16 protein-coding genes and 1 other RNA gene are annotated in these 21,804 nt (G+C 40.8%); 7 read left to right on the forward strand and 10 right to left on the reverse strand.

What is annotated here, in order from left to right; translation table 11 throughout:
- The first annotated feature begins 166 nt into the window (after window positions 1–166).
- Both ACM0OY_RS23815 and ACM0OY_RS23820 read left to right on the forward strand, forming a co-directional pair.
- On the forward strand, window positions 167–841 hold the full coding sequence (locus tag ACM0OY_RS23815; RefSeq protein ID WP_414571302.1) for a HupE/UreJ family protein: 675 nt from the start codon (window positions 167–169) through the stop codon (window positions 839–841).
- A 1,101-nt stretch (window positions 842–1,942) separates the two neighbouring features.
- A complete protein-coding gene (locus ACM0OY_RS23820; RefSeq protein WP_414571303.1) occupies window positions 1,943–2,242 on the forward strand; it encodes a hypothetical protein in 300 nt (99 codons plus the stop codon).
- Window positions 2,243–2,420: 178 nt separating this feature from the next.
- Here the strand turns inward: ACM0OY_RS23820 and surE are convergent, their stop codons facing one another.
- Window positions 2,421–3,101, reverse strand: coding sequence for a 5'/3'-nucleotidase SurE (gene surE / locus ACM0OY_RS23825; protein WP_414571304.1), 681 nt, complete (start codon window positions 3,099–3,101; stop codon window positions 2,421–2,423).
- 549 nt (window positions 3,102–3,650) lie between these two features.
- Here surE and psb32 point away from each other — a divergent pair.
- Window positions 3,651–4,394, forward strand: a complete 744-nt coding sequence (gene psb32, locus ACM0OY_RS23830; RefSeq protein WP_414571305.1) for a photosystem II repair protein Psb32 — start codon at window positions 3,651–3,653, stop codon at window positions 4,392–4,394.
- Window positions 4,395–4,530: 136 nt separating this feature from the next.
- On the opposite strand, the gene ACM0OY_RS23835 is transcribed toward psb32, so the two are convergent.
- From ACM0OY_RS23835 to ACM0OY_RS23845, 3 genes are all read right to left on the reverse strand, one after another.
- The gene (locus ACM0OY_RS23835) at window positions 4,531–4,920 is read right to left on the reverse strand and encodes a DUF4346 domain-containing protein (protein ID WP_414571306.1); all 390 of its coding nucleotides are present in this window, start codon (window positions 4,918–4,920) and stop codon (window positions 4,531–4,533) included.
- 336 nt (window positions 4,921–5,256) lie between these two features.
- The gene (locus tag ACM0OY_RS23840) at window positions 5,257–6,441 is read right to left on the reverse strand and encodes a GNAT family N-acetyltransferase (protein ID WP_414571323.1); all 1,185 of its coding nucleotides are present in this window, start codon (window positions 6,439–6,441) and stop codon (window positions 5,257–5,259) included.
- 194 nt (window positions 6,442–6,635) lie between these two features.
- Complete coding sequence (locus ACM0OY_RS23845; RefSeq protein WP_414571307.1) at window positions 6,636–7,457, reverse strand: RibD family protein; 822 nt, start codon at window positions 7,455–7,457, stop codon at window positions 6,636–6,638.
- 293 nt (window positions 7,458–7,750) lie between these two features.
- Here ACM0OY_RS23845 and ACM0OY_RS23850 point away from each other — a divergent pair, with 293 nt between their 5' ends.
- Entirely contained in the window at window positions 7,751–9,874 is a 2,124-nt protein-coding gene (locus tag ACM0OY_RS23850) for an ATP-binding protein (RefSeq protein ID WP_414571308.1), read from the forward strand.
- A gap of 19 nt (window positions 9,875–9,893) precedes the next feature.
- Here the strand turns inward: ACM0OY_RS23850 and ACM0OY_RS23855 are convergent, their stop codons facing one another.
- Both ACM0OY_RS23855 and rnc read right to left on the reverse strand, forming a co-directional pair.
- Complete coding sequence (locus tag ACM0OY_RS23855) at window positions 9,894–10,985, reverse strand: Gfo/Idh/MocA family protein (RefSeq protein ID WP_414571309.1); 1,092 nt, start codon at window positions 10,983–10,985, stop codon at window positions 9,894–9,896.
- Between the two features lie 245 nt (window positions 10,986–11,230).
- Window positions 11,231–11,950 carry a ribonuclease III gene (gene rnc, locus ACM0OY_RS23860; protein WP_414571310.1) on the reverse strand — a complete coding sequence of 240 codons (720 nt, stop codon included), beginning with the start codon at window positions 11,948–11,950 and terminating at the stop codon, window positions 11,231–11,233.
- A gap of 998 nt (window positions 11,951–12,948) precedes the next feature.
- Between rnc and ACM0OY_RS23865 the strand changes: the two genes are divergently transcribed.
- Window positions 12,949–13,371, forward strand: coding sequence for an META domain-containing protein (locus tag ACM0OY_RS23865; RefSeq protein WP_414571311.1), 423 nt, complete (start codon window positions 12,949–12,951; stop codon window positions 13,369–13,371).
- Window positions 13,372–13,643: 272 nt separating this feature from the next.
- Here the strand turns inward: ACM0OY_RS23865 and rnpB are convergent.
- The 4 genes from rnpB to groL all read right to left on the reverse strand — a co-directional run bounded on the left by rnpB (window position 13,644) and on the right by groL (window position 17,953).
- Window positions 13,644–14,061, reverse strand: an RNA gene (gene rnpB, locus ACM0OY_RS23870) — RNase P RNA component class A.
- Window positions 14,062–14,114: 53 nt separating this feature from the next.
- Window positions 14,115–14,810 (reverse strand): hypothetical protein, encoded by a 696-nt coding sequence (locus ACM0OY_RS23875; RefSeq protein ID WP_414571312.1) that lies wholly within the window; start codon window positions 14,808–14,810, stop codon window positions 14,115–14,117.
- A gap of 65 nt (window positions 14,811–14,875) precedes the next feature.
- On the reverse strand, window positions 14,876–16,018 hold the full coding sequence (gene corA / locus ACM0OY_RS23880; RefSeq protein WP_414571313.1) for a magnesium/cobalt transporter CorA: 1,143 nt from the start codon (window positions 16,016–16,018) through the stop codon (window positions 14,876–14,878).
- A 270-nt stretch (window positions 16,019–16,288) separates the two neighbouring features.
- A complete protein-coding gene (gene groL, locus ACM0OY_RS23885; RefSeq protein ID WP_414571314.1) occupies window positions 16,289–17,953 on the reverse strand; it encodes a chaperonin GroEL in 1,665 nt (554 codons plus the stop codon).
- 156 nt (window positions 17,954–18,109) lie between these two features.
- Between groL and ACM0OY_RS23890 the strand changes: the two genes are divergently transcribed.
- Both ACM0OY_RS23890 and ACM0OY_RS23895 read left to right on the forward strand, forming a co-directional pair.
- Window positions 18,110–19,192, forward strand: a complete 1,083-nt coding sequence (locus ACM0OY_RS23890; RefSeq protein WP_414571315.1) for an MraY family glycosyltransferase — start codon at window positions 18,110–18,112, stop codon at window positions 19,190–19,192.
- Between the two features lie 853 nt (window positions 19,193–20,045).
- Window positions 20,046–21,620, forward strand: coding sequence for an iron uptake porin (locus tag ACM0OY_RS23895; protein WP_414571316.1), 1,575 nt, complete (start codon window positions 20,046–20,048; stop codon window positions 21,618–21,620).
- Window positions 21,621–21,804 lie beyond the last annotated feature (184 nt).

The following is a 21,804-nucleotide window of genomic DNA, read 5'->3' on the forward strand; positions in this document are numbered from 1 at the left end:
TCAATACATAGTAATTATTAATACACTAAATACTCGCATACTGCGATCGCTACTGAGACTTTACATAACTTTATAAAGTTAAGATGATTTATCGTTATTATCACGTTAGTTTCTGAAAGTAGGTGGGTAGTATAAATTACCGAAAAACCTAATTTTCCATATAGCTATGTTCAAAACTAAATTATCAGAATTCCGTGCTACAGAGGAATTTTATACCTTCAAGGTAGTCGATCGCCATATTGCAGCGATCGCAGCTCTCATATTAATTAGCTTGCTGAGTTCGTGGAGTGGAACGCCTGCTGTTCGCGCCATCTCTAATTTTTGGGAAGGCTTTATCTGGGGAATATCAGATCCAGTCATGAACTCAAAATGTTTAGTTGGTATTATTGCTATTGGTTTACTATCAGCTATATTTATTCGTAACGCTTTGATAGTTGGATATTTTGTCTTAGCAGTAATTTTGGGCACTATAATTCATTTATTTCAAATAAATATACCGGAGATAGAAATAGCCATAAGTATTTCTACTATTTTATTAGGCACAATGCTAATCAACGCAAATCATGTAAACTTTGTGTTACTTGCTCTGGGAAGTATTAGTGTTGGTCTATTTCAGGGTTACATTCACGGACAATCGATTACTGGTACAGGAATAATACCTTTGGTTGCGTACATACTAGGTATAACCTTAACTCAGTTTGCAGTTACCATGAGTGTTAGAGAAATTGGTAATGCGATGGGTATGGGCGAAATCAACCGAATTGTACCCCGGAAAATTAGTATTATTGGCTTTTGTTTGTGCGCGATCGCTATCGTATTTTTGAGCAATTCGATTATCTAAATCAAGTATTTTAGTTCAAGAAAATACAGTCATTGGTAGGGATGCATAGCTAACTGTGTGTCCCCGCCATCTGTTCCTACAACTAGTAGAACTAATTAAGATTTATTGGCAAATACATACATAGTTGTTCTCAAAGTGCATCGCTTTTGGAGCCAGGAAAATTTAGACTAATCGATTTTGCCAGCAATGGCGATCGGCATAAATAAAACGAATAGAATTACAGCAGATTCCAACTTTGTGAGGTACAGATAATTGTAAGGGCGAACGCAATACTTGTCGGTTAAGGGGAAAAGGGGAAAGAAAAAACCTTTAACCTTTACCCGGTTGGTGAGCTTGTCGAACCATTAACCTTTTCCCCAAATCCAATGCCGAGTTAAAAATGCACAAAGCGAGCAGTATTGAGGGCGAACGGGTTCTGCTTTAACGGTACGCCCCTACATGTGTACTTCATGTACCTGAAAAAGGCTGTAATATTCCTACCAAGCTCCTCTTAGTCTGTACTGAAAGTGAAAGGTAAATTGCAATTCTCACAACGGAGAATTGGTACTTAGAAAAATCCTGATTTACCGTCTTTACTCGATTGTTTGACGAAATGTTAAACAACGAAGGTATAATTACTTAAACTTAATAAGACTATAAACTTAGCCTTATTAAAAATATTGATTGTAACTGTACATTGACTCGATCTTGGTAAAATTCATAAGGAGATAATATGTGTATTAATTAAAACTAGAAAAACAATAAGTATTTTTCTGCATTGTTAATTATTTTAGATATTTAATCAACAAGATTGATTAAAAATTGCAATTTATTAAGTACTTATAGGATTCCTATCTGATTTTTGAAAAAACTAGCCCTAAAGTCCAAAAACCTGATTACCTATTCTTAGTTCCCATTGCCTACTTCAACAGATAAATTCAAAAATCAAAGCGGATTATCATATAAGCACTTAAACACAACATTAGATAGATGCATCAAACAACAAAATCAGACATAGTGTCGGAACAATAGTGTTATCTAATGTTTGTACTGAAATTAATTATTTCAATTGAAATTAGGAATTTTACTAATATGCTCTCTCAAAATTAGGGTGGTAAACAAATGATTGCAACAGGAGTTGAAGTAAAAATAAATCGCTTGGAATCTATTGTGGAACAAATTGGAGAAGCAGTGCTTTCTACGACAGAGACAATCGAACGTCTCGCGGAAAGATTGGAGACTGTCAGCACACAACTCGAAGCACAAGGACAGCAGGTGCAGCAACAAGGCTATCAAATTGTTGCTTTATGTGACGCGGTACAAACTCTGGCTGAATCTCAGCAAAATTCCCTGCAAAAACTCAACGATCTGACACAAACTCTAGATAGATTTATGTATTTAATTAAAGGAGATACTGATTAAAAAGATAAAAATGAAAGACAACAGGGAAACTTCCGCCACCCACAAAGGGTAGCTAGTCTCGTGGGCGGTTTTCCTGACTTGAGAGAACTAAGGAAATTGCGAATTGTTTTGACTTAAATATTTATTTTTACTTTTGCCTTTTGCCTTTCGCCTTTCGCCTTTCGCCTTTCGCCTTTTCTCAAACTCTCAACTGAGTTACGGCGATATTGCCGGAAAAACATACATCCACATCGCTACCAGGAGTGCGATCGCGTTTGCCATACTCTCCAACATAATAAAAATCATTACCCTCAATACGATAATTCACGGGCAAAGGTTTGACACAGGGTTGGCAAAACACCACCTCAGGATCTGCTTCTCCTGGTTGCAGATGTGGCAAATTTACATTCCAAAAACATCCAGGTTCGAGGGGACGCTTGAGTAAGTCGCCTAAAACTTCAGCTGTCAATTTAGCAGCCACATCCCAATCAAAATTTTGCTTGGCTTTGCGATAGTGAGAAATGGCAATTCCTGGAATACCGTGCATTGCAGCTTCTCGCACAGCAGCAACCGTCCCAGAAATGTAGACATCAACTCCTAAGTTACCGCCAGCGTTGATACCTGAGAGAACAAATTTGACATCTGCGGTGATTTGTGTTATTGCAATTCTCACACAATCAGCGGGAGTGCCGGCGATCGCATACTCAGTTTCAGAACGTCGTTGCAGGTTGATGGCACGAGTGGTGGTGACTTGATGTCCACAACCAGACAGATGATCCACAGGAGCCGCAACAATAGCATTTTTGCCGTTTACAGCTTTGACCAGCGCTCGGATGCCAGGGGCGTCAATCCCGTCATCGTTAGTAAGAATTATAGTCATGTATTTATTTATATTGATACAAATTTAACTTATAGCAGTTGAAGCATAGTTTAGGAGATAAACTGCTCGTAAAATCCCAATATCAATATATCAATAGACTTTCTTTGCCTATTGCCGATTGCCTATTCCCTGCCATAGGCAAGAGGCAACGCCAAAAATTATTTTTACAGTCTAAAATATCAAAAAAATGCAGATATCACCGTTCATCGGTGTACCAGCAAAGGCTACTTGCAGATATGAAAAAAATATCGTATATTCTACCAAAAATATTCATAATACGATATCATTTCTAGATGGTTTGCAAATTCCGCCCTCATCATTTGGGTTAATTCCCACAAGGGCGGTATTTCTTGTAACTAGTAAGTGTGTCAGCATCAAGGTTAATGCTTGTAGCCCCACTCATAACAAATTTGTGCAATAAAAAAATCCTGTAAAATATATATCTGCTGGTAGCAGCAGAAACTTCCTGTTGGAGAAAACTGAGAGCCAGGTGATTTTCACAACGGTTCTATAGTATTTTTGGTGCAAGGCAGTCTTAGAGTTAATACGATGAAACAGCTCCTCAAACAATTATTTAGCAATAAAAAACATTTTGTGCGGCTAATCTTACCATTAGTTACCGTTATTTTAGCAGCGTCCCTGTTTAGCGCACCTGCTTTAGCCACGGGTGTGTATCAAATACCCAACCTCACTTCAGGGAATGACACCTGGGTTTTAGATCAAGGTGAAGTCATCAGTCGTGTGAATGAAGGTAAGATTAGCAGCACTTTCGAGGATTTGGCAAAGGAAACTGGCAATGAAGTTAGAATAGTTACTATTCGCCACTTTGACTACGGGGAAACACCAGAAAGTTTTATTAAAGAACTGTTTGAAAAATGGTTCCCTACAAAAGAAGCCCAAGCTAATCAAACTTTATTGGTTCTTGACACAGCGACCAACGGTAGCGCTATTATTACTGGCGATCGCGTTAAATCTTTGCTCACAGACTCTATTGCCGAGAGTGTAGCTAATGAAACCCTAAGTACGCCGTTACGTAAAGGCAACAAATACAACCAAGCATTTATCGATACTAGCGATCGCCTCGTCGCCGTCCTTTCAGGCAAACCCGATCCAGGACCACCGCAAATTGCTGATGATGTCCAGGTAGAAGGTACCTTCAAGAACGCAGAAGAAACTAAAGCTGTCCAAGGTAGTGCTACTGCTTGGGTAATAGGATTGTTAATTGCCGCCACCGTTATTCCAATGGCAACTTACTACATCTACCAGATAAATCAGCCATCATCTGATGGGTAATGAAAGAGTTAGGAGTTAAGAGTTAGGAGTTAAGAATTTTGAGTTTTGAGTCTTGAATTTCTAACTTTCAACTCCTTACTCATCACTGTTAACTTTCAACTCCTCACTATTAACTCCTCACTCCTCATTCCTGACTTTAGTCTTGAACATACTCTTGTTCTGTGACTAAAGCGACTTCAGCCCGGACAAATTCTCGACCTAAATAAGCTGCATGATTTAATTGAGTGACTGGAATGGGCTGAGTTTCCTCAAAGATTTTTACGCAAAGTTCTTTGGCTGTCCTGCCACTAAAAACTGTGGTATGAGTTCGTTCTACCTTTTCTCGCGCAGGGATTACCTTTCCGGTTTCTGGATCGACTGCTAAACCGCGCTCATCAATCACATTTGTAAAATGCTTGGCATAAATTAACCCTGCGTCTCTATCCAAGTAAATGATGAAATATCCACCGGGATCGAGGTCAATATGACGCCGAGAAAGTTGATCGTCAATTGCTGCTAAATCTTTAACCATTAAATCCGTAAGCATTATCAAAAGCAAATTTTTTCTTAATGAGCTTTTACACTCTATCTCAAGTGTAATTCGTCATTTACCCTCTGAGTTGTAGGTGGTGAGTAGGGAGTAGTACCAATTTACGAAAATTCTGATACAAATGATTAGTCTTTAAATTCTTTCCCCCTGCTCCCTGCTCCCTGCCCCTCTGCTGCCTATTTGTATCGATTTTAAAGTGAAATGGTATAAGGAATAGGGAGTGGGGAGGTGGGGAGACAACTTGCAATAAATCTTTTACCTTGTCCCCAATTCACTTGTCCTCTTTTCATGCTTGGTGGGTTAGAAAGTTGATTAGTGCTGACTTTGTATGATTTAAGAATCTTGCCGATTACTAAATGGCAACTCTGCATTAATCGCCTCAATCTCTTGCTGTTCGAGTTGATTTACTTCTTTGATATAGGGGCGCAAAATTTGCCCCAAGCGATTATTGTAAAAGCGGTGCAGACTGTGATTGGGCATAGCGGGGAAACCGCGCCGTTTTTTATGGCGTCCACCAGCGCCAGGGTCAAAAATTTGGATATTGTTAGCGATCGCCCACTCAATCGGTGCATAATAACAAGCATCAAAATGCAGGCAATCTATTTCTTGAAAACTACCCCAATAGCGTCCATAGAGTTTGTCATCTTTAAACAAACAAAAGGACATTCCTAAAGGATGAGAATTATCTTCCTCGCTATATGCGGCAAAAAACAAAACTCGATGGCGATAATCAATCTCTAGTTGTTCAAAAAACCGCTGTGTGAGATACTTGCTACCCCACCAGCCAAATTTATCACAGGTGTCAGTATAAAACTCATACATCAAACGAAACGAAGACTGAGGAATTTGATCCCCACTCAATGGTTGCAATCGTAAACCTGCCTTTTCTACAGCTTTACGTTCCCGCTTGATATTGCGACGCTGATTGGCGTTAAATACTTGCAAGTACTCATCAAAAGTTTTAAAACCAGAATTTTCCCAAATGAAGCTGTGATGCAGCCAACTTATAAAACCATGCCGTTCCAGCACAGGACGCCATTGGGGATCGACAAAGAGAAAATGACAGCCAGAGATGCGATTCTTAGCACAAAAAGTGTCAATTTCATGCACAATTATTGCTGTAATTTCATTCTCATCTTCTCCTGGGGCAATTAAAAACCGATAACCTTCAGCGGGGGTAAACGGTGTCATTCCTAGCAGTTTAGGATAATACCGTATGCCAATGCGATCGCTTAACTCTGCCCACTGATGATCGAAGACAAATTCACCAGAACTGTGTCCTTTCAGATAAAGTGGGGCCGCGGCAATGAGTGTTCTATCCCGCCACAACGTCAAATGATTTGGCAACCAACCAGTTTTAGCCGTAGCACTGTTGGAAGTTTCGAGATTATTCAGCCATTCCCACTCTAAAAATGGTGTTTTCAGTGGCATTGCCAAAGCATTCCAGGCATTTTGAGGTACTTCGGCGATTTTGTCCGTCCAAACAACAGAATAGCGAGGCTTGAGTTGTTCCAACATTTTGTAGGTTGTTAAGGGAGTAGGGATTGTGAATTGGGCATGGGGCATGGGGCATGGGGCATTGGAAGAAGCAGGGGGGTAGGGGGCAGAGGAGAGGAATATTCTTCTCTACCCCCTACCCCCTGCCCCTCTGCCTTTTTGCCAGTCCCCAGTCCCCAGCCCCCAATCCCTTAATTAGCCTAATCTAAGAAAGCTCATCGTTGCAGCCGATAGTGCAAAAATACTTCTTGCTCAATTGTATTAACTTCTAGAAGTTGTAATTTGGGAGCTAAATGTGATGGAAACCCTTGTCCATCCACAGGTGTGGGTGCGGTACTACCGCCTAAAATCAGTGGACAAACAGTCAACCATAATTCATCAATTAAATTTAATTCCACTAAGGAAGCTACTAATTGACCGCCACCCAAAACCACCAAGCGTGTTATATGTAGAGTGGCTAGATGCTTCAAAGCTGTGGAAATGTCAATTTCTCCGGTTGGTGTTTCAAAAACCATAATCTGCTCAAATTTTGGAGGACACTCCTGTGCAGAGGTTTGGGAAGCGCTAGTTTGCTGTGTTTCTGATAGTTGTTGTAATTGCCACCCTTTTGGGGAGCCAGTGCCATTTTCGGCTTTCTCCAGTTGAGACAAGTGGCGTGGAAGTTTATTTTCGCGTCTGTTCCAGGAAGCTGCTCCCTCTGTTGTCGTAAGTAACCAGCGTTTCACTGGTTGCTTAAAAAAGCTAATTTCCGGATTGAGGTTTGCAGAATGTGTAATCACTATATGAATTGGCTGGAGGGGTTTAGCCCCTTGTGCCCGATGTTGCAATAAATTCGGATCTGATATGGTAAGTGTTGTTCCGTAAGCACCTAGAGTACCAGCACCGAATAAAACGGCATCAGAGGCAGCGATTTGTTTTTCTAAGTGTGCTTTATCAGCCCTTGAACCAAACCGAGCAGGCGATCGCCTACAATCTGCTATCTTGCCATCTGCACTCATCGCTAAAACAACTGTAGTATGAGGACGATGTTGCAGCATTCAATTACTTTCATAGTTTTTGATGTTTTGCTTTCAAGTGTGTAGGTGTAAAAAATCTATACCTACAAGCTAATGTTTGACTATTTAACTACTGTATTCATATGCAACACAAATCCCTTTTACATACACTGTATATGAGTTTTGGTATAGTACGTTTCTTTTTCTACTATAGCAATTTGTTATTTTTAAACATTGAAAATAGAGTTACGATCACATGATGAAATGTCTCATTTAGCCGATCTAAGTTGCATATCTTTGCTTTTACGGTTTGCAGATGCAAAGTGAGACAGTCGATGACTAATTCCCGCCAATCATCCTTTCGTCGAATTTTAGTAACGAGAATATTGCTTCTGTTCGTCCCAGTTTTGCTTATAGGCGAAATTGTGGCTTTGAATAAGGCACGTTCTAGCCTCTTGGCAACTGCCCGTCAAAATTTAACAGAAAGCGCTATTAGTAAAGGGGAGAAAACTGTAGATGCGATCGCTCTATTAAAAGCCCATTTGCTGAGTGTAAGTAAAACAACAGTAATCCCGTCGAGTTTGCCCATAGAAGAAGAAATTCTCAAGCAGTTAAGGCAAGAACTTCCAGCAAGTATTGAGTGTATCCAATTAACAAACCTCCTCAGTCAGAAAATAATTGCTAGTGATTGTGGCGATGCAGTAATTGGAGAATTAAAATTGCCTTTGCCTAGTGACGGAGTTGATGTCAAAGCAGTCTTTCCGCCAAAGTCAGGAATGACTGGTAAAAGAAACAGCCAAAATCAGCTGCAATTAGTCTTATCTGCGCCAGTCTACGATCGCCGACAAAATTTAGTTTACAGTTTAAGTATTAAGTCAGCACTGTACCAAAAAACTACAAATCGGCCGGGATCGCTCACAGGTGCTATGGTAGTGATTGCTGAAGATGGCACTATTTTGGCGCATCCATTAACAGGTTGGGTAGGAAGTAATATCGAAGAGCATCCAAATGCTTCCCAATTCAAAAGCATAATCAAAAATGCAATTAGTGGACGAAAAGATTCAATCAATTTATCTTTTGAACAACAAGAATTAGTCGCTGGCTACACAGCGATCGCCAATCCTCTCAGCCAGCAACAGCAGCAAAAATGGATTATCTTAGCTGTTACTACAGTTGATAATGCCCTTTTTGGTTTAGAAGAAATCAAACTCATCCTCATTGTTTTAACAGTTGGTTTAATTGGTGCAAGTTTATTAGCATCCCTATATCTAGCTCCTTACTTGGCAAGTCCAGTAGAAGAATTGCGAGACTACGCTCTGAATATTCACTCTCACCACGCTGCACAACCAGTTCCCCGTAACTTCAAAATCCGAGAATTCGATCAACTAGCCCAAGCACTAGACCAAATGGTACAACGGCTCAAAGCTGGGGCAGAAGAACTAGAAATGGCTTGGAAAGAAGCAAAAAGTGCTAACCAAGTTAAAAGTCAGTTTTTGGCTACAACTTCCCATGAGTTGAGAAACCCTTTGAATATTATTATTAACTGTATTCGCTTGGTTGCAGATGGCTTATGTGATGACCGAGAAGAAGAAGTAGAGTTTCTCAAACGTGCAGATGAAACAGCTATTCACTTGCTAGGAATTATTAATGATTTACTTGATATTTCTAAAATTGAAGCAGGTAAGCTTTCAGTAGTCACAGCACCTCTTGACCTCCGACAAATATTGCTAGAGGTGATCAATTTACAATCAGTTAATGTTCAACAAAAAGGCTTGCAATTGAAATGTGAGTTAGGTACTGAACCGATACCAATTAACGCAGACGCCGCAAAACTCAAGCAGGTGTTAATTAATGTTATCGGTAACGCTACTAAGTTCACTGACGCTGGCAGCATTACCATTACTACAGAAATTGAATATGGTAATGGGAAATCTCAGGCAGTCGTCATAGTCAAAGATACAGGTATAGGTATCGATCCGGCTCAACAGCACAAATTATTTCGCCCCTTTGTAATGGTGAATGGCGCAACCACACGTCAGTATGAAGGTACTGGACTGGGACTGGCAATTTCACGGAACTTAATCGAACTCATGGGAGGTAGCATCACTCTTGAGAGTGTAGGACTTCATCAAGGTACGACAGTCAAGATTAGCTTACCTTTGATTGATATCTCCCTGTTACCTATTGCTAAGAAACAAGGAAATGTAGGGGATCTTGGATTCTCCTCTGGGAATGAAGGGGTAAAAGTAAGCCGTCAGCCTATCCCACAGGAGTCTGGGAGAAGCCAGACTATGGGAATCAGCAAATCTGAGAAAGCAGGGGTAGACAAGAATAAATCTCCCAAGCTTCAGCAGTTACCTGGTAAGGAGATTTATCAAATTAGTCTTTCGCCCCAGCAAACTATTCTGCTAAGTCTTCCAAAAGGAGGGGTTTATGCAAATGGGACATCTCAAAGGTAAGACCATTTTGGATTATGGTTCATTTGCTAAGAAAAACAGGTTTGCCACCTTCCCTAAGAGATACTGTTAAAGCAGCAAGAATTTCTACTAACTGTGTGCCGACCCAGCCAGAGGAAACCTCTGGGGGACTATTGTTAAGAATAGAGACAACAAAGCGATCGCAAACTCTCTGCAATGGTTCTCCTAGTTCTAATTCCAGCATCACCTGACTTTGATTTACAGGAATAAATTGATTGCCGTGTTGTTCAAACTCCCCATGTAGCAGGGTTAGAGGTGACGATCGCGACATTTCATCAAAAATCAAGCTGCCAAGGCTGCCTACAATCCCCAACCGTCGCTGCTTATCGGGATTTAGCCAGCACAAATGAATATAAGCTTGAAAGTTATCTGGGTATGTCAGTGTTAACCACACTAAGTCAGCCAAACCTTGGGATGGGGAGTGGGTAGAGACGCGATTAATCGCGTCTGTGGGGAGTGGGGAGTGAGTCAGTTCCCTACTCCCTTCTCCTTGTAGCCACACCGTACCCGTTGCCTGTACTTTCACAGGAGACTGACCCAGCCATGTGTTAAAAATAGCAATGTCGTGAATGGCTAAGTCCCACAGTGCATCAACATCTTGCCGCACAGGCCCTAAATGGGTACGGGTGGCGTAACCATAGCGGAGATCCCCTAATTTACCTGCTTTAACTACAGTTTGCCCCCGCTCAACTGCCGGATGAAATAAATAGGTGTGGTCAACCATGAGTATTAAATGATGCTGCTCTGCTAACTGGCAAAGTTCCCGACATTGTGCTGGGTCGAGAGTTAGGGGTTTTTCTGCCAAAACATCGTATCCCTGTTGGAGAGCATTTTGAATTAAAGCATAGTGAGTATTAGCGGGAGTTGCGATCGCAACTGCTGTCAGCCCTAGCACTTGCTTTAAATCCTGCCACTGTGTTGTTAATACTACATTTTCATCTAAGCTAAACTGCTGTTTTACCGCCGCTAATCGTTCTGGATGGGGGTCTACTACAGCAACAACACTTGCCTGAGGATGTGCTAAAAAATTCCTTAATAAATGCACTCCCCAACGGCCAACTCCGATGACAGCGATTTTAATTTGGTTTGTCATTTGTTATTTGTTATTTGTCATTGGTCATTGGTCATTGGTCATTAGTCATTGGTCATTGGCAAAGAACAAGGGACAACTGATACCAATTCAAAATTCAAAATTCAAAATTAAGAAATCCTTGTTTTACAAGGGTTTCTAGATTTGGATCTGTTTCAAACTTTTAGTGAATTGGTATGATTAATGACAACTCAACTAATGACTAATGACAATCAACTGATTATCAGTTTATTTGCAATCTTTTGAGTTCAGGGTTTTTGCTGATTAGCAATTGCTAAAAAAGCAACTTTAGCTGCGGCTTGTTCGGCGGTTTTGATTGAGCGCCCTTTACCTTGTCCGAGCATATTTCCGTGTAGCCAGACTTCAGCAAGGAAACGTTCTTGATTGTGGTGTGGTTGATTAACCTCCACAACCCGATACTCTGGTAAAACTTTAAATTGTGCCTGTGTCCATTCTTGTAGAGCAGCTTTGTAATTAAGTCTAGCTGGGTCGAGGCGAATTTCTGTTGCTAGTTGTAGAAAGTGGGGATCTAGCCAAGGACGAATTAATTCTAGATTTTGAGTACTTAAGTAAAGCGCACCCAGAACTGCTTCAAAAGCATCTGCTAGTCGTGACTCTTGACCAACTTTATCAGCCGTAGCACTGCCAGCAACTAGTAAATATAGCTCTAAACCATATTCTCTAGCTAATTGGGCGAGAATGCGATCGCTCACCAATACCGAACGAATTGCCGCAAAATCCCCTACTGGACAATCTGGGTAATTTTCCCACAACACAACAGCTGACACTAACCGTACCACTGCATCGCCAACAAACTCTAACTGTTCATAATTTGCTGAGTCAGAAACAGTAGGATGGGTTAGCGCTAAGTCCAATAGTTGCCATTTAATTGGTGCTTGTGCTGGCAAACCAAATTTTTTGACTAAGCTTTCGAGTTGTCGTTGACGGCGTGGATAAACTAGGGTCATCAGTTCTTAGTCAAGAGTGATTAGTGATTAGTTATTGCTCATTGATAAATCAAGAGAAAATCCGTAATCAGTAGGGTAATGTCCAGATTAATGATATTACAAGCATTTGAGATTACTTTTTTTCAAAAGTATAAATTAATCGTATATCTTGAGCGATCGAGCAGTACTACGAGTAATATTTGTAGTACGTTTTTGGTATAAGTAGACTATTAACTCAGTTTACTCAATTCCTCCATAGAAAGCGACTATCAGCAACTCCCTGACTATCGGTTTATCTCATTCGCTAGGTAGCAACGTTCTCTCTTAACAGTTTTATGAAGATAAGTAATAAAAATTTTTACTTTAATTAAGTTAACTACACGCTGGAGTTAATACAGCTTAAGTTCAGCTAATACATGATGATATTGAGTTAGAAAATCATATTTATTGATAAGTCAAAATAAATTGTTATTTAAAAAATTTTATTTTTAATTAGGACTTACGCAAAAAACCTCTCAAACTTTTATTTCTCCGTGACGCGCCAGTTGCTACCCTGCGGGAACGCTAAGAGCGAACAAGTCGGGGAACCCGCCCAACGCACTGGCTTCTCTGCGCCTCTGTGGTTCGATTTTCCGTAGCCTGTGCTTAAGTCCTGTTAATTATAAATAAGGCTTGGTTCTTAGCAACTTTTGGTGATAAGAGCAGGGGGAGCAGGGGTGGCAGACCATCAGCTAGTAGAGGCGATCGCGTTGTGAACTTTGACAAAGTGTAAAGAAGTTGCATTCTTGAAATGTAAAGAAATTATTAAATATTCTTTAACTGTCTTAACTGTCTTAACTGTCCTTGCATTTTCATTAAAAATGTAGAAGTATATTCATATCAGTTTTAAATAACTGAACTTAAAAAGCTAACTTATCACCACCTACTAAAAAGGTAAGTGTAGTTTTTTATTTGATGCAAAAAGCCAAATTAAAAGGTTAGGCAATCCACTCTAAAATTACAATTTCAGCTGAAAAAGCATGAACATATTTCAATATTTCAAAAAGGCGATCGTTTTTGCCCTGGTCGTACTTAGTTTGAGTTGGGCGCTACAAAACCCTAGTTTTGCGGCAGGTTTAGAAGGCGATTGGAAACTTACTACATTAGGCGATTCTCCTGTTCCAAAACAAGTTGAAATTACAGCCCAATTCGATCCTAGTGGAAATATAATTGCAGGCACAGTTGTTTGCAACCGATACTTTATTAATTACCAATCGACAGAGGACACAATCACACCTACAGGCTCTATAATAACTACACGTGCATATTGCGGTGATGACCGGGAATACCAATATGTAGATGCAATACAATCATTAAAGTCCTATAAAATAAGCGATGGAGAGCTAACAATTAATACCGACGCTCCAAATGCCAGGGTTTTGAAATTTGTCAAAGCTCAATAAAGTTGTGATGCTCTTGTATTAACAGCAATCAATCTTTGGTTGGGTGAGGTTCATCTTTACCCAACTTATCATCTTTGAAAATTGATCGGATTTTGGATTTTAGATTTTGGATTGTGAATCGCTTTTCAGCTTAGCAGGACTGTAATGACTTGGGAATTGTGGTTGGCTCGGTCTAAACTCCAGTTTTAAGCCTATTGCCTATTGCCTAATCGCTTAAATACATCAAAAAATAATGGAGTACAAACCGAAAAAGTTTGATACTCCATTTTGAAGGAAAGAGCAGGACATAAGCCGGGTTCTGTTCTCTTACGAGGGCAGTTATCTATCTGGGACGCCTGTTACCAGACGCCTCTAGCGGCTCTTGTTGAGCGGAACTGGTAAAAGACCAACCATAGTTCCTCTGGCCTTGCTCCCAACCGGGGTTTACCGAGCCAGCACCTCTCGATGCTGCTGGTGCGCTCTTACCGCACCTTTGCACCCTTACCAAATTTAGTTCAAAATTCTTGGTTCAAAATCCTTAATTTTGAATTTTGAATTTTGAATTTTGAATTGTTTTGGCGGTATCTTTCTGTGGCACTATCCTCACGATCGCTCGCACTGGACGTTATCCAGCAAGTTTGGTCTTTCGGGAGTCCGGACTTTCCTCAAACCAGTGACTATCACCGATCTGCAACCGCCTGCGCCTACTCTCTCCCTACATCCAGTGTAATCTTGGATGGCATACTGTGTTAAGTTGGTTGGCATTACTTCTTTTTATTCCAAGGTAGGGCGTAAGTCCAAGGTAGTTTCCTGACTGTGAAAGGACAATTGATAATGCTAATGGGAGGGAAATCAACACCAGGAGCTAAACCTACACGCACTTCAGATACTCTTAATACTAATTGTAGAGAAAATTCCAACTCCTTTCTTCTATTTATAAAGTCGTTGTACAACTTTTTTTGCCCTTTTTGTAGCCCATTGATATCAATTAGTGGTTTTTTAGCTGAGTAGGTTCCAGTTGCTTGATCGCGCTGCAAAACATCTTCTGCTGTCACTGTCTCAGAAAGTGTTTTCTTGGGGGCAATTAAGCTAGGGCTTTGGGGTACAGCTAAGTCGCGCGTTAAGTCTGGTGATTTGCGAATTACTCGGCGCGATTGTTTGCTATGTTCAACTACCAAAGAGCTATTGTCCCAGTCAACATATACGGCAATACTATCAGATTTATTCTCAACACTAATCGATAAATCTTTCAGGTCATCAATTGGATATGAGGATTTGAATTTAAAGGAAATTCCAATTTTATCGTCGAGATTTTGTTCCTTTAGCTGCTCATCGACAATTCCTTTTTTAAATTCAAATTTAATTTGGTCGTCGATGGATTCAACCATTCGGTTAAAAACATAAGAGACACCAATAATATAAATCGTCAAAACTACTAAATTCTGGTCGCTACTCCTCATAATTCCAAAATATTAACTCCCAGTGCTAATGAATGTATATTCGACTCATCGATCGCCTACAATTTTTAATCACGTTTAACTGGGACAGAGTTTTGCAGCCAGCCTCGTCGCCAAAAAAACAATACTAGACAAAGCGCGATCGCCCCCATCCCTGCCAAGCATATTGGGTAACCCCAATACCAATTCAATTCAGGCATATTATATGGTGATTTCTCGGTATTGAAATTCATACCATATATTCCGGCAACAAAAGTCAATGGAATAAAAATTGACGAAACCACTGTTAAAAATTTCATAATTTCATTCATTTTGTTACTTACCGCCGAAAGATATACATCCATTAATCCAGATGCTAGTTCTCGGTAAGTTTCCACCATATCCATGACTTGCACAGTATGGTCATAACAATCTCGCAGGTAGATTCGCACGTCTTCACTAATTAAATCACTACCATCACGAATCAAGGAATTAATTGCATCTCGCTGCGGCCAGATAGCGCGACGTAATTGCAGTAATTCTCGCCTAATTTGATAGATACTTTGTAGTGTTTGCGGAGTAGGTTTAACTATTACTTCTTCCTCTAATTCTTCGATTCGCTCACCGTAAAGTTCCAGGACTGGAAAATAGCCATCAATAATGGCATCTAACAAAGCATAAGCTAGATAATCGGCTTTTTGAGAACGAATGATGCCTTTACCTTTTTCAATTCGCGATCGCACTGGTTCAAAGCAATCATGCTCTGGTTCTTCTTGGACTGTCAGCAAATAATTTTTACCCAAAATTAAACTAACTTGTTCGCTATAAAAACCACATGTTTTTTCCTTTGGTACTACCATGCGAGCAATGAAGAGTAATTGGTCTTCATAATCCTCTGTTTTCGGACGCTCCGGTACATTGACCACATCTTCTAAAACAAGAGGATGTAAATCAAAAACTCGGCCTAATCTTTGTAATATATCTTGACTACCTAAACCTTGTACGTCTACCCAAGAAACGCTTTCCATGTCTAGATATGGAATACATTCTTCTGGAGTTGCTATTTGTTCGCGAATAAAATTCGTCTGGTTATAGTCAATCAAGAAAATTATTGGTGGTGGAGCGTCTGCATCAATAAAAATCGTTCCTGGCACAGTTCCTGGTTGGTGATGGAACTCATCTTCAAATGCCTTAGTTACTACTTTCAGGGCGCGGCGCAGTTTTCGTGCCATCAAATATTACCTAATAGTCATTAGTCATTGGTCATTGGTCATTGGTGAATGACAAAGGACATACACGTAATTTTACAAAAATTAAAAATCCCTGCTCTACCAGCAATAGAGATAACATATTGCTTCTGAATCAGCAATGGTATAAAAAACAGTTTGCCTTGGCAAGACAAACTGCTTCAAAATATTTATCTTAGGTTCAGAAGCAGAGCCACAGATGTTTCCGGCTCCGCTTCTAAATTGTGAATTCTGACATCTCTGGGTGAGCAGAGGTTAGAACATGCCGCCCATGCCGCCCATGCCGCCCATACCGCCCATACCGCCCATGCCGCCCATATCAGGGGCACCAGCAGCGGGTTTCTTTTCAGGCTTTTCAACAACGATCGCTTCGGTGGTTAAGACTAAACCAGCAATAGAGCCAGCGTTTTGTAAAGCTGAACGCACGACTTTAGCAGGGTCGATAATACCAGCAGCAATCAAATCTTCAAATTCGCCAGTAGCGGCGTTGTAGCCAATGTTAAATTCGGTATCCCGGACTCTAGAGACAACCACAGAACCTTCTGCACCGGCGTTGTCTGCTATTTGACGCAAAGGAGCTTCTAATGCCCGTTGGACAATCTCAGCTCCAATTTTTTCTTCTGCTTGCAAGCTGTTTTTAAATGCTTCTACTGTTTTGGATAGGTGAATGAGGGTCGTTCCACCACCAGGAACAATACCTTCTTCTACAGCAGCTTTTGTGGCGTTGAGGGCGTCTTCAATTCGCAATTTGCGGTCTTTGAGTTCGGTTTCTGTGGCTGCACCCACTTTAATCACTGCCACACCACCAGCTAGCTTAGCGATGCGTTCTTGCAGTTTTTCTTTATCGTAGTCAGAATCGGTTTCTTCCAACTGGCGGCGAATTTGACCAATCCGCTTTTGCACTTCTGGCTTGGTGGAACTACCAGCGACAATTGTGGTGTTTTCTTTATCGATGCTGATTTTACGAGCAGTTCCCAGGGTCTCCAAAGATGCCGTGTCTAGACTCAAGCCGATTTCTTCAGAAATCATTTGTCCATCGGTGAGAATGGCAATATCTTGGAGTAAAGCCTTGCGGCGATCGCCAAATCCAGGGGCTTTGATGGCAGCTACAGTCAGTACACCCCGCGCTTTGTTCACTACCAAAGTTGCTAAGGCGTCTCCTTCTACATCTTCAGCAATAATTAGCAAAGGCTGACCCGAACGGGCGACTTTTTCCAACACCGGCACTAAATCCTGGATGCTGCTGATTTTTTTATCAGTAATCAGGATGCGGGCGTTTTCAAATTCGACGATTTGCCGTTCGTTGTTGGTGACGAAGTAGGGAGAAATATAACCTCTGTCAATCTGCATCCCTTCAACTACTTCTAGTTCAGTCGTCAGGGATTTAGATTCTTCAACGGTAATGACACCATCTTTGGTGACTTTTTCCATTGCTTGGGCTAGCATATCACCAACTTCTTCGTCATTACCGGCTGAGACAGTGGCAACTTGAGCGATCGCACTTCCTTCCACTGGCTTAGCTATCTTGGCAATTTCTTCTACCAGGGCTTCGATAGTCTTGTCGATCCCGCGCTTTAAGCTCACCGGGTTACTACCAGCCGCAACGTTCTTAAGACCTTCCCGAATCAAAGCTTGTGCCAGAACTGTAGCAGTTGTAGTGCCATCTCCAGCGACATCTTTAGTTTTTGATGCTACTTCCTGGATGAGTCTTGCACCTGTATTTTCTAAAGGATCTTCTAATTCAATTTCCTTGGCAACAGTGATACCATCGTTGACAATTTGAGGTGCGCCAAATTTTTTCTCTAAAAGGACGTTGCGACCTTTGGGTCCCAAGGTGATTTTTACGGCATCGGCAAGGGCGTTAACACCCCTTTCTAGAGCTCGCCGCGATTCCTCGTCAAATGCAATAATTTTCGCCATGTTTTATTTCTCAAGCGCTTCCATTAGACAATTTAGCACTCACAGGACAAGAGTGCTAATGTCTCCAGCAAGTCAAGTTACAAATGGAAATGAAAAATTGATTAATATACAGGTGATGCTCATATTAGATACTGGCAGTAATGCTTGAATTGGGAGATGAACCTAGACAACTCCCTTAAGTCCCTTGGTATTGCCGAACCTAGCGGCACCGGCTGGTTGGCAGTAGTATTTACGTTCCTCTTAGCTTGGCTTGTAACCTGGCGTTTAATTCCGACAGTACGCAAATTCGCCTTGCGGGTAGGTTGGGCAGACCAACCCAACGCACGGCGGCTCAACCGAGAACCTTTGCCCAATGCAGGCGGGCTAGCTATCTACGCGGGTGTAATTGCCGCGCTGGTATTAGCCAGTCTTTTACGACCTATCGAACTCCAAAATGTGTTGGCTCAGGTGCTAACTATTCTGTTGGGGGGTTCAATATTAGTCCTTGTGGGCTTTATTGACGACCAGTTCGGTTTACCGCCCTCAGTTCGTTTGTGGGCACAAATTGTCACAGCACTCTTACTGGTAGCTAACGGTATCAGTATCAAAGTGATGTTTGGCACACCCATCGACTCGCTTCTGTCCATGTGCCTGACAGTACTATGGGTAGTAGGGATTACCAACGCCATCAATTTGATGGATGGTATGGATGGTTTGGCGGGGGGAATCAGCTTTATTACCGCCATGAGTTTGTTAGGGGTTGCAGCCCAATTTAACAACCGTGCAGCGGCAATATTGGTATTGGCAGCCTTGGGGGGTGCGGCACTGGGCTTTTTGCGCCACAACTTCCATCCCTCACGGATTATTATGGGTGATGCTGGAGCATACTTTTTTGGCTATGTCTTGGCAGCAACTAGTATTTTAGGCAGACTGCAACAAAACACGATCTATGCCCTCGTACCCACGGTTTTATTTCTGTTGTTGCCAGTGCTAGATACTACTCAAGTATTTGTACGGCGGCTATTAGCAGGAAATAACCCTCTGAGTACTCCTGGCAAAGACCACCTCCATCACAGCTTGCTGGCTTGGGGACTCTCCCAACGCCATGCAGCACTCACGTTGTGGGGAGTTACCTTGATTTGTAACTTGCTAGCGATGAGAATACAAGGTATGACTTTGGCTGTAATGTTGGCTACCGCCAGTAGTATTATTATTCTTTTGGGCTTTACTGTGTGGCAAAGAATGCGTCAACAACATTAGTACACTTTCGCGGATATAAGGAATTTTAAAAATAAAATCCTCAGTGATTAGAAATAATAATCATTGTAGAGTGTGGGAAGTCAGGGCTGACATCGGCAGCCCTGACTTCTGTTTTTGTAGAAGACGCGATAAGACACTTCCAAATCAATACGGTTCAGTTAAGGACATTTATACATTGAGGCAGGCTGTTCTTGAGCAGGGGGCAAAATATGTTTGTTGTACCCCTCGTGTACTTCATTTACGTGAAATACGCTGTAAGTTTTCTACCAAGCTTTTATTAACGTGAGTTCGATGGCTCGTGTAGTAACCACCTAATTGGCGTAAATATTGAAACCTCTCCCTGGTTTTACTACGCAAAACCGTCCCTCTCCGACTCGGAGAGGGACAGGCTTGAACTTTAGTTTAAGACAGGGAGAGGTTCGTCGAACTCACATTTTATTAATATCAAATCTAAACGCTACCTTTCTAGACAAGGTATTTTTTGCTTGTCAGGTGTGACTATTATTTGCTGAATTATATAGAATAATCTTGAATTTTATATGTTGATATATTTATTTCAGCTTACTTTAAAATCTACTATATGACTAGTATTTGATTTTTGAAATTACTTGTAGAGGCAGGGAACAGGCAATAGTGAAGAAGGGGATTAAAAGTGTACGGTTCTTTTCAGAAATCAAACCGGATTTCTATATTATTTGTAAATTTGATATCAGCAATAGTCTAAAAATAAATCATACGAAGATGAATTAAACATCAATTATTGATGAGAAATTTCTCATGATTTTTTAGTCAACAGCATGTTAATTTATTATCCGAATAAGTTGCATTTCTTAGTTTTTGTGTTGCAGTAAAAATGAATAAATTTTCTGGAATTTTCATCTTAACATCCAGTGTCAGCGTAGCTACAAGCTGTCTTATTAGACCAATTTTTGCTCTAGAAAATCAGCAACAAACTTCTCTAGAACGAACATTGCAATTAACATCTGTTTCTCAACTATCTGACGTACAACCTACAGACTGGGCATTTCAGGCTTTGCGATCGCTCATTGAAAGATATGGTTGTATTACTGGGTATCCGAACCGAAATTATCGCGGTGAACGTGCAATGACACGTTATGAATTTGCAGCTAGTTTAAACGCTTGTTTAACAGGAGTGCAAGAATTAATTGCCACTAATGACAACAGTTTAACAACTAAAGAAGATTTAGAGTTAATCCAAAAACTGCAAACAGAATTTTCCTCAGAATTAGCAACCCTACGTAGCCGGGTCGATACTTTAGAAAATAGAACGTCTCAGCTAGAAGCAAATCAATTCTCTCCGACAACAAAACTCGAAGCTGAAGCGATTTTGACTGCTGCTAGTATTTTTGGCGAAAACACTGCCGATACTGATGATAATCGAGATAACAATTCCAAATTGGATAATAATCTCATATTTGCTCAGCGTGTACGTTTAAATTTTGTGACCAGCTTCACCGGAAAAGATGAATTAAACCTCCGCTTAGAATCAGGAAATATTCCAGAATTTGACGAAAGGATTACTGGAACAACAATGACTCGTTTAGGTTTTGATGAAGATACTGGTAATGATATTGGATTGGATGAAGTTTATTATTCATTTCCTATTGGTGAGAAGTTAAAAACAACAATTGCGATCGCCGAAATGGAATTAAATGATTTTGCTGAACCAATAAACCCTTTGTCCAGTAGTGGTAGAGGTGCAGTTTCTCGTTTTGGTAGGTATAATCCGATTTTGCGGAGTATGGATGGAACAGGATTAGGGATTAACTACCAACTGAATAAAAATACTCAGCTTGCTGTTGCTTATATGGCTAATGATGCAGCCGTTTCGACGGAAAATAATGGTTTATTTAATGGTAACTTTGTTGCACTTGGACACTTGGATTTTCGACCAGTTGATAAATTAGGCATTACTTTTACTTATGTTCATAGTTACTATGCAGGAATTGGCGAAACTGGAGTTAATTTAACAGGAAGTACAGGTAGTTTAAGCGCCCGTAGTCCTTTTGGAAATGTTGCGACTAGAGCAAATTCATTTGGGTTAGAAACTAGCTGGCGAATCAATCCAAAATTTGTGATCTCTGGTTGGGTTGGTTATACAAAAGCCGAGTCAGCAGTCACAAATGATGATGCAGAAATTTTGAATTATGCTGTTAGTTTAGCCTTTCCTGATTTGGGAAATCAGGGTAATTTAGCTGGTTTAGTTTTGGGAATGCCACCCAAAGTTACTAGTAGTAGTTTAATTACTGATAGAGATACCTCTTTACATATAGAAGGTTTTTATCGTTTTCAGGTGACAGATAATATTTCGATTACACCTGGGCTATTTGTGATTACTAACCCCGAACATAACGCCAATAACGAAAGTATTTTTGTTGGGACTATTCGCACTACTTTTAAATTTTAATTCTGAGTAGGTAAGGTAGTGCGATCGCTCTTCAATAAATCATAGGACTTAGATCCCCCAACCCCCTTTTCAAGGGGGCTTTAGACGTTCCCCCCTTTTTAAGGGTGTATACACAAGTCTTCTAGAGTTGTGCCACACGCTTTTGATCCCCTCAACTCCCCTTAAAAAGGGGAGCAAAAAGTTC

This window comes from Nostoc sp. CCY 9925, assembly GCF_963920935.1.
In the GTDB taxonomy this organism is placed as follows: domain Bacteria; phylum Cyanobacteriota; class Cyanobacteriia; order Cyanobacteriales; family Nostocaceae; genus Nostoc.

Excerpts from the sequence above, each read along its gene's own strand:
- psb32 (WP_414571305.1), top strand. The coding sequence starts at position 3,651 with ATGAAACAGCTCCTCAAACAATTATTTAGCAATAAAAAACATTTTGTG.
- ACM0OY_RS23855 (WP_414571309.1), bottom strand. The coding sequence starts at position 10,985 with ATGACAAACCAAATTAAAATCGCTGTCATCGGAGTTGGCCGTTGGGGA.
- groL (WP_414571314.1), bottom strand. The coding sequence starts at position 17,953 with ATGGCGAAAATTATTGCATTTGACGAGGAATCGCGGCGAGCTCTAGAA.
- ACM0OY_RS23815 (WP_414571302.1), top strand. The coding sequence starts at position 167 with ATGTTCAAAACTAAATTATCAGAATTCCGTGCTACAGAGGAATTTTAT.
- surE (WP_414571304.1), bottom strand. The coding sequence starts at position 3,101 with ATGACTATAATTCTTACTAACGATGACGGGATTGACGCCCCTGGCATC.
- corA (WP_414571313.1), bottom strand. The coding sequence starts at position 16,018 with ATGGCACGAAAACTGCGCCGCGCCCTGAAAGTAGTAACTAAGGCATTT.
- ACM0OY_RS23820 (WP_414571303.1), top strand. The coding sequence starts at position 1,943 with ATGATTGCAACAGGAGTTGAAGTAAAAATAAATCGCTTGGAATCTATT.
- ACM0OY_RS23845 (WP_414571307.1), bottom strand. The coding sequence starts at position 7,457 with ATGCTGCAACATCGTCCTCATACTACAGTTGTTTTAGCGATGAGTGCA.
- ACM0OY_RS23850 (WP_414571308.1), top strand. The coding sequence starts at position 7,751 with ATGACTAATTCCCGCCAATCATCCTTTCGTCGAATTTTAGTAACGAGA.
- ACM0OY_RS23875 (WP_414571312.1), bottom strand. The coding sequence starts at position 14,810 with ATGAGGAGTAGCGACCAGAATTTAGTAGTTTTGACGATTTATATTATT.
- ACM0OY_RS23895 (WP_414571316.1), top strand. The coding sequence starts at position 20,046 with ATGAATAAATTTTCTGGAATTTTCATCTTAACATCCAGTGTCAGCGTA.
- rnc (WP_414571310.1), bottom strand. The coding sequence starts at position 11,950 with ATGACCCTAGTTTATCCACGCCGTCAACGACAACTCGAAAGCTTAGTC.
- ACM0OY_RS23840 (WP_414571323.1), bottom strand. The coding sequence starts at position 6,441 with ATGTTGGAACAACTCAAGCCTCGCTATTCTGTTGTTTGGACGGACAAA.
- ACM0OY_RS23835 (WP_414571306.1), bottom strand. The coding sequence starts at position 4,920 with ATGCTTACGGATTTAATGGTTAAAGATTTAGCAGCAATTGACGATCAA.
- ACM0OY_RS23865 (WP_414571311.1), top strand. The coding sequence starts at position 12,949 with ATGAACATATTTCAATATTTCAAAAAGGCGATCGTTTTTGCCCTGGTC.
- ACM0OY_RS23890 (WP_414571315.1), top strand. The coding sequence starts at position 18,110 with ATGAACCTAGACAACTCCCTTAAGTCCCTTGGTATTGCCGAACCTAGC.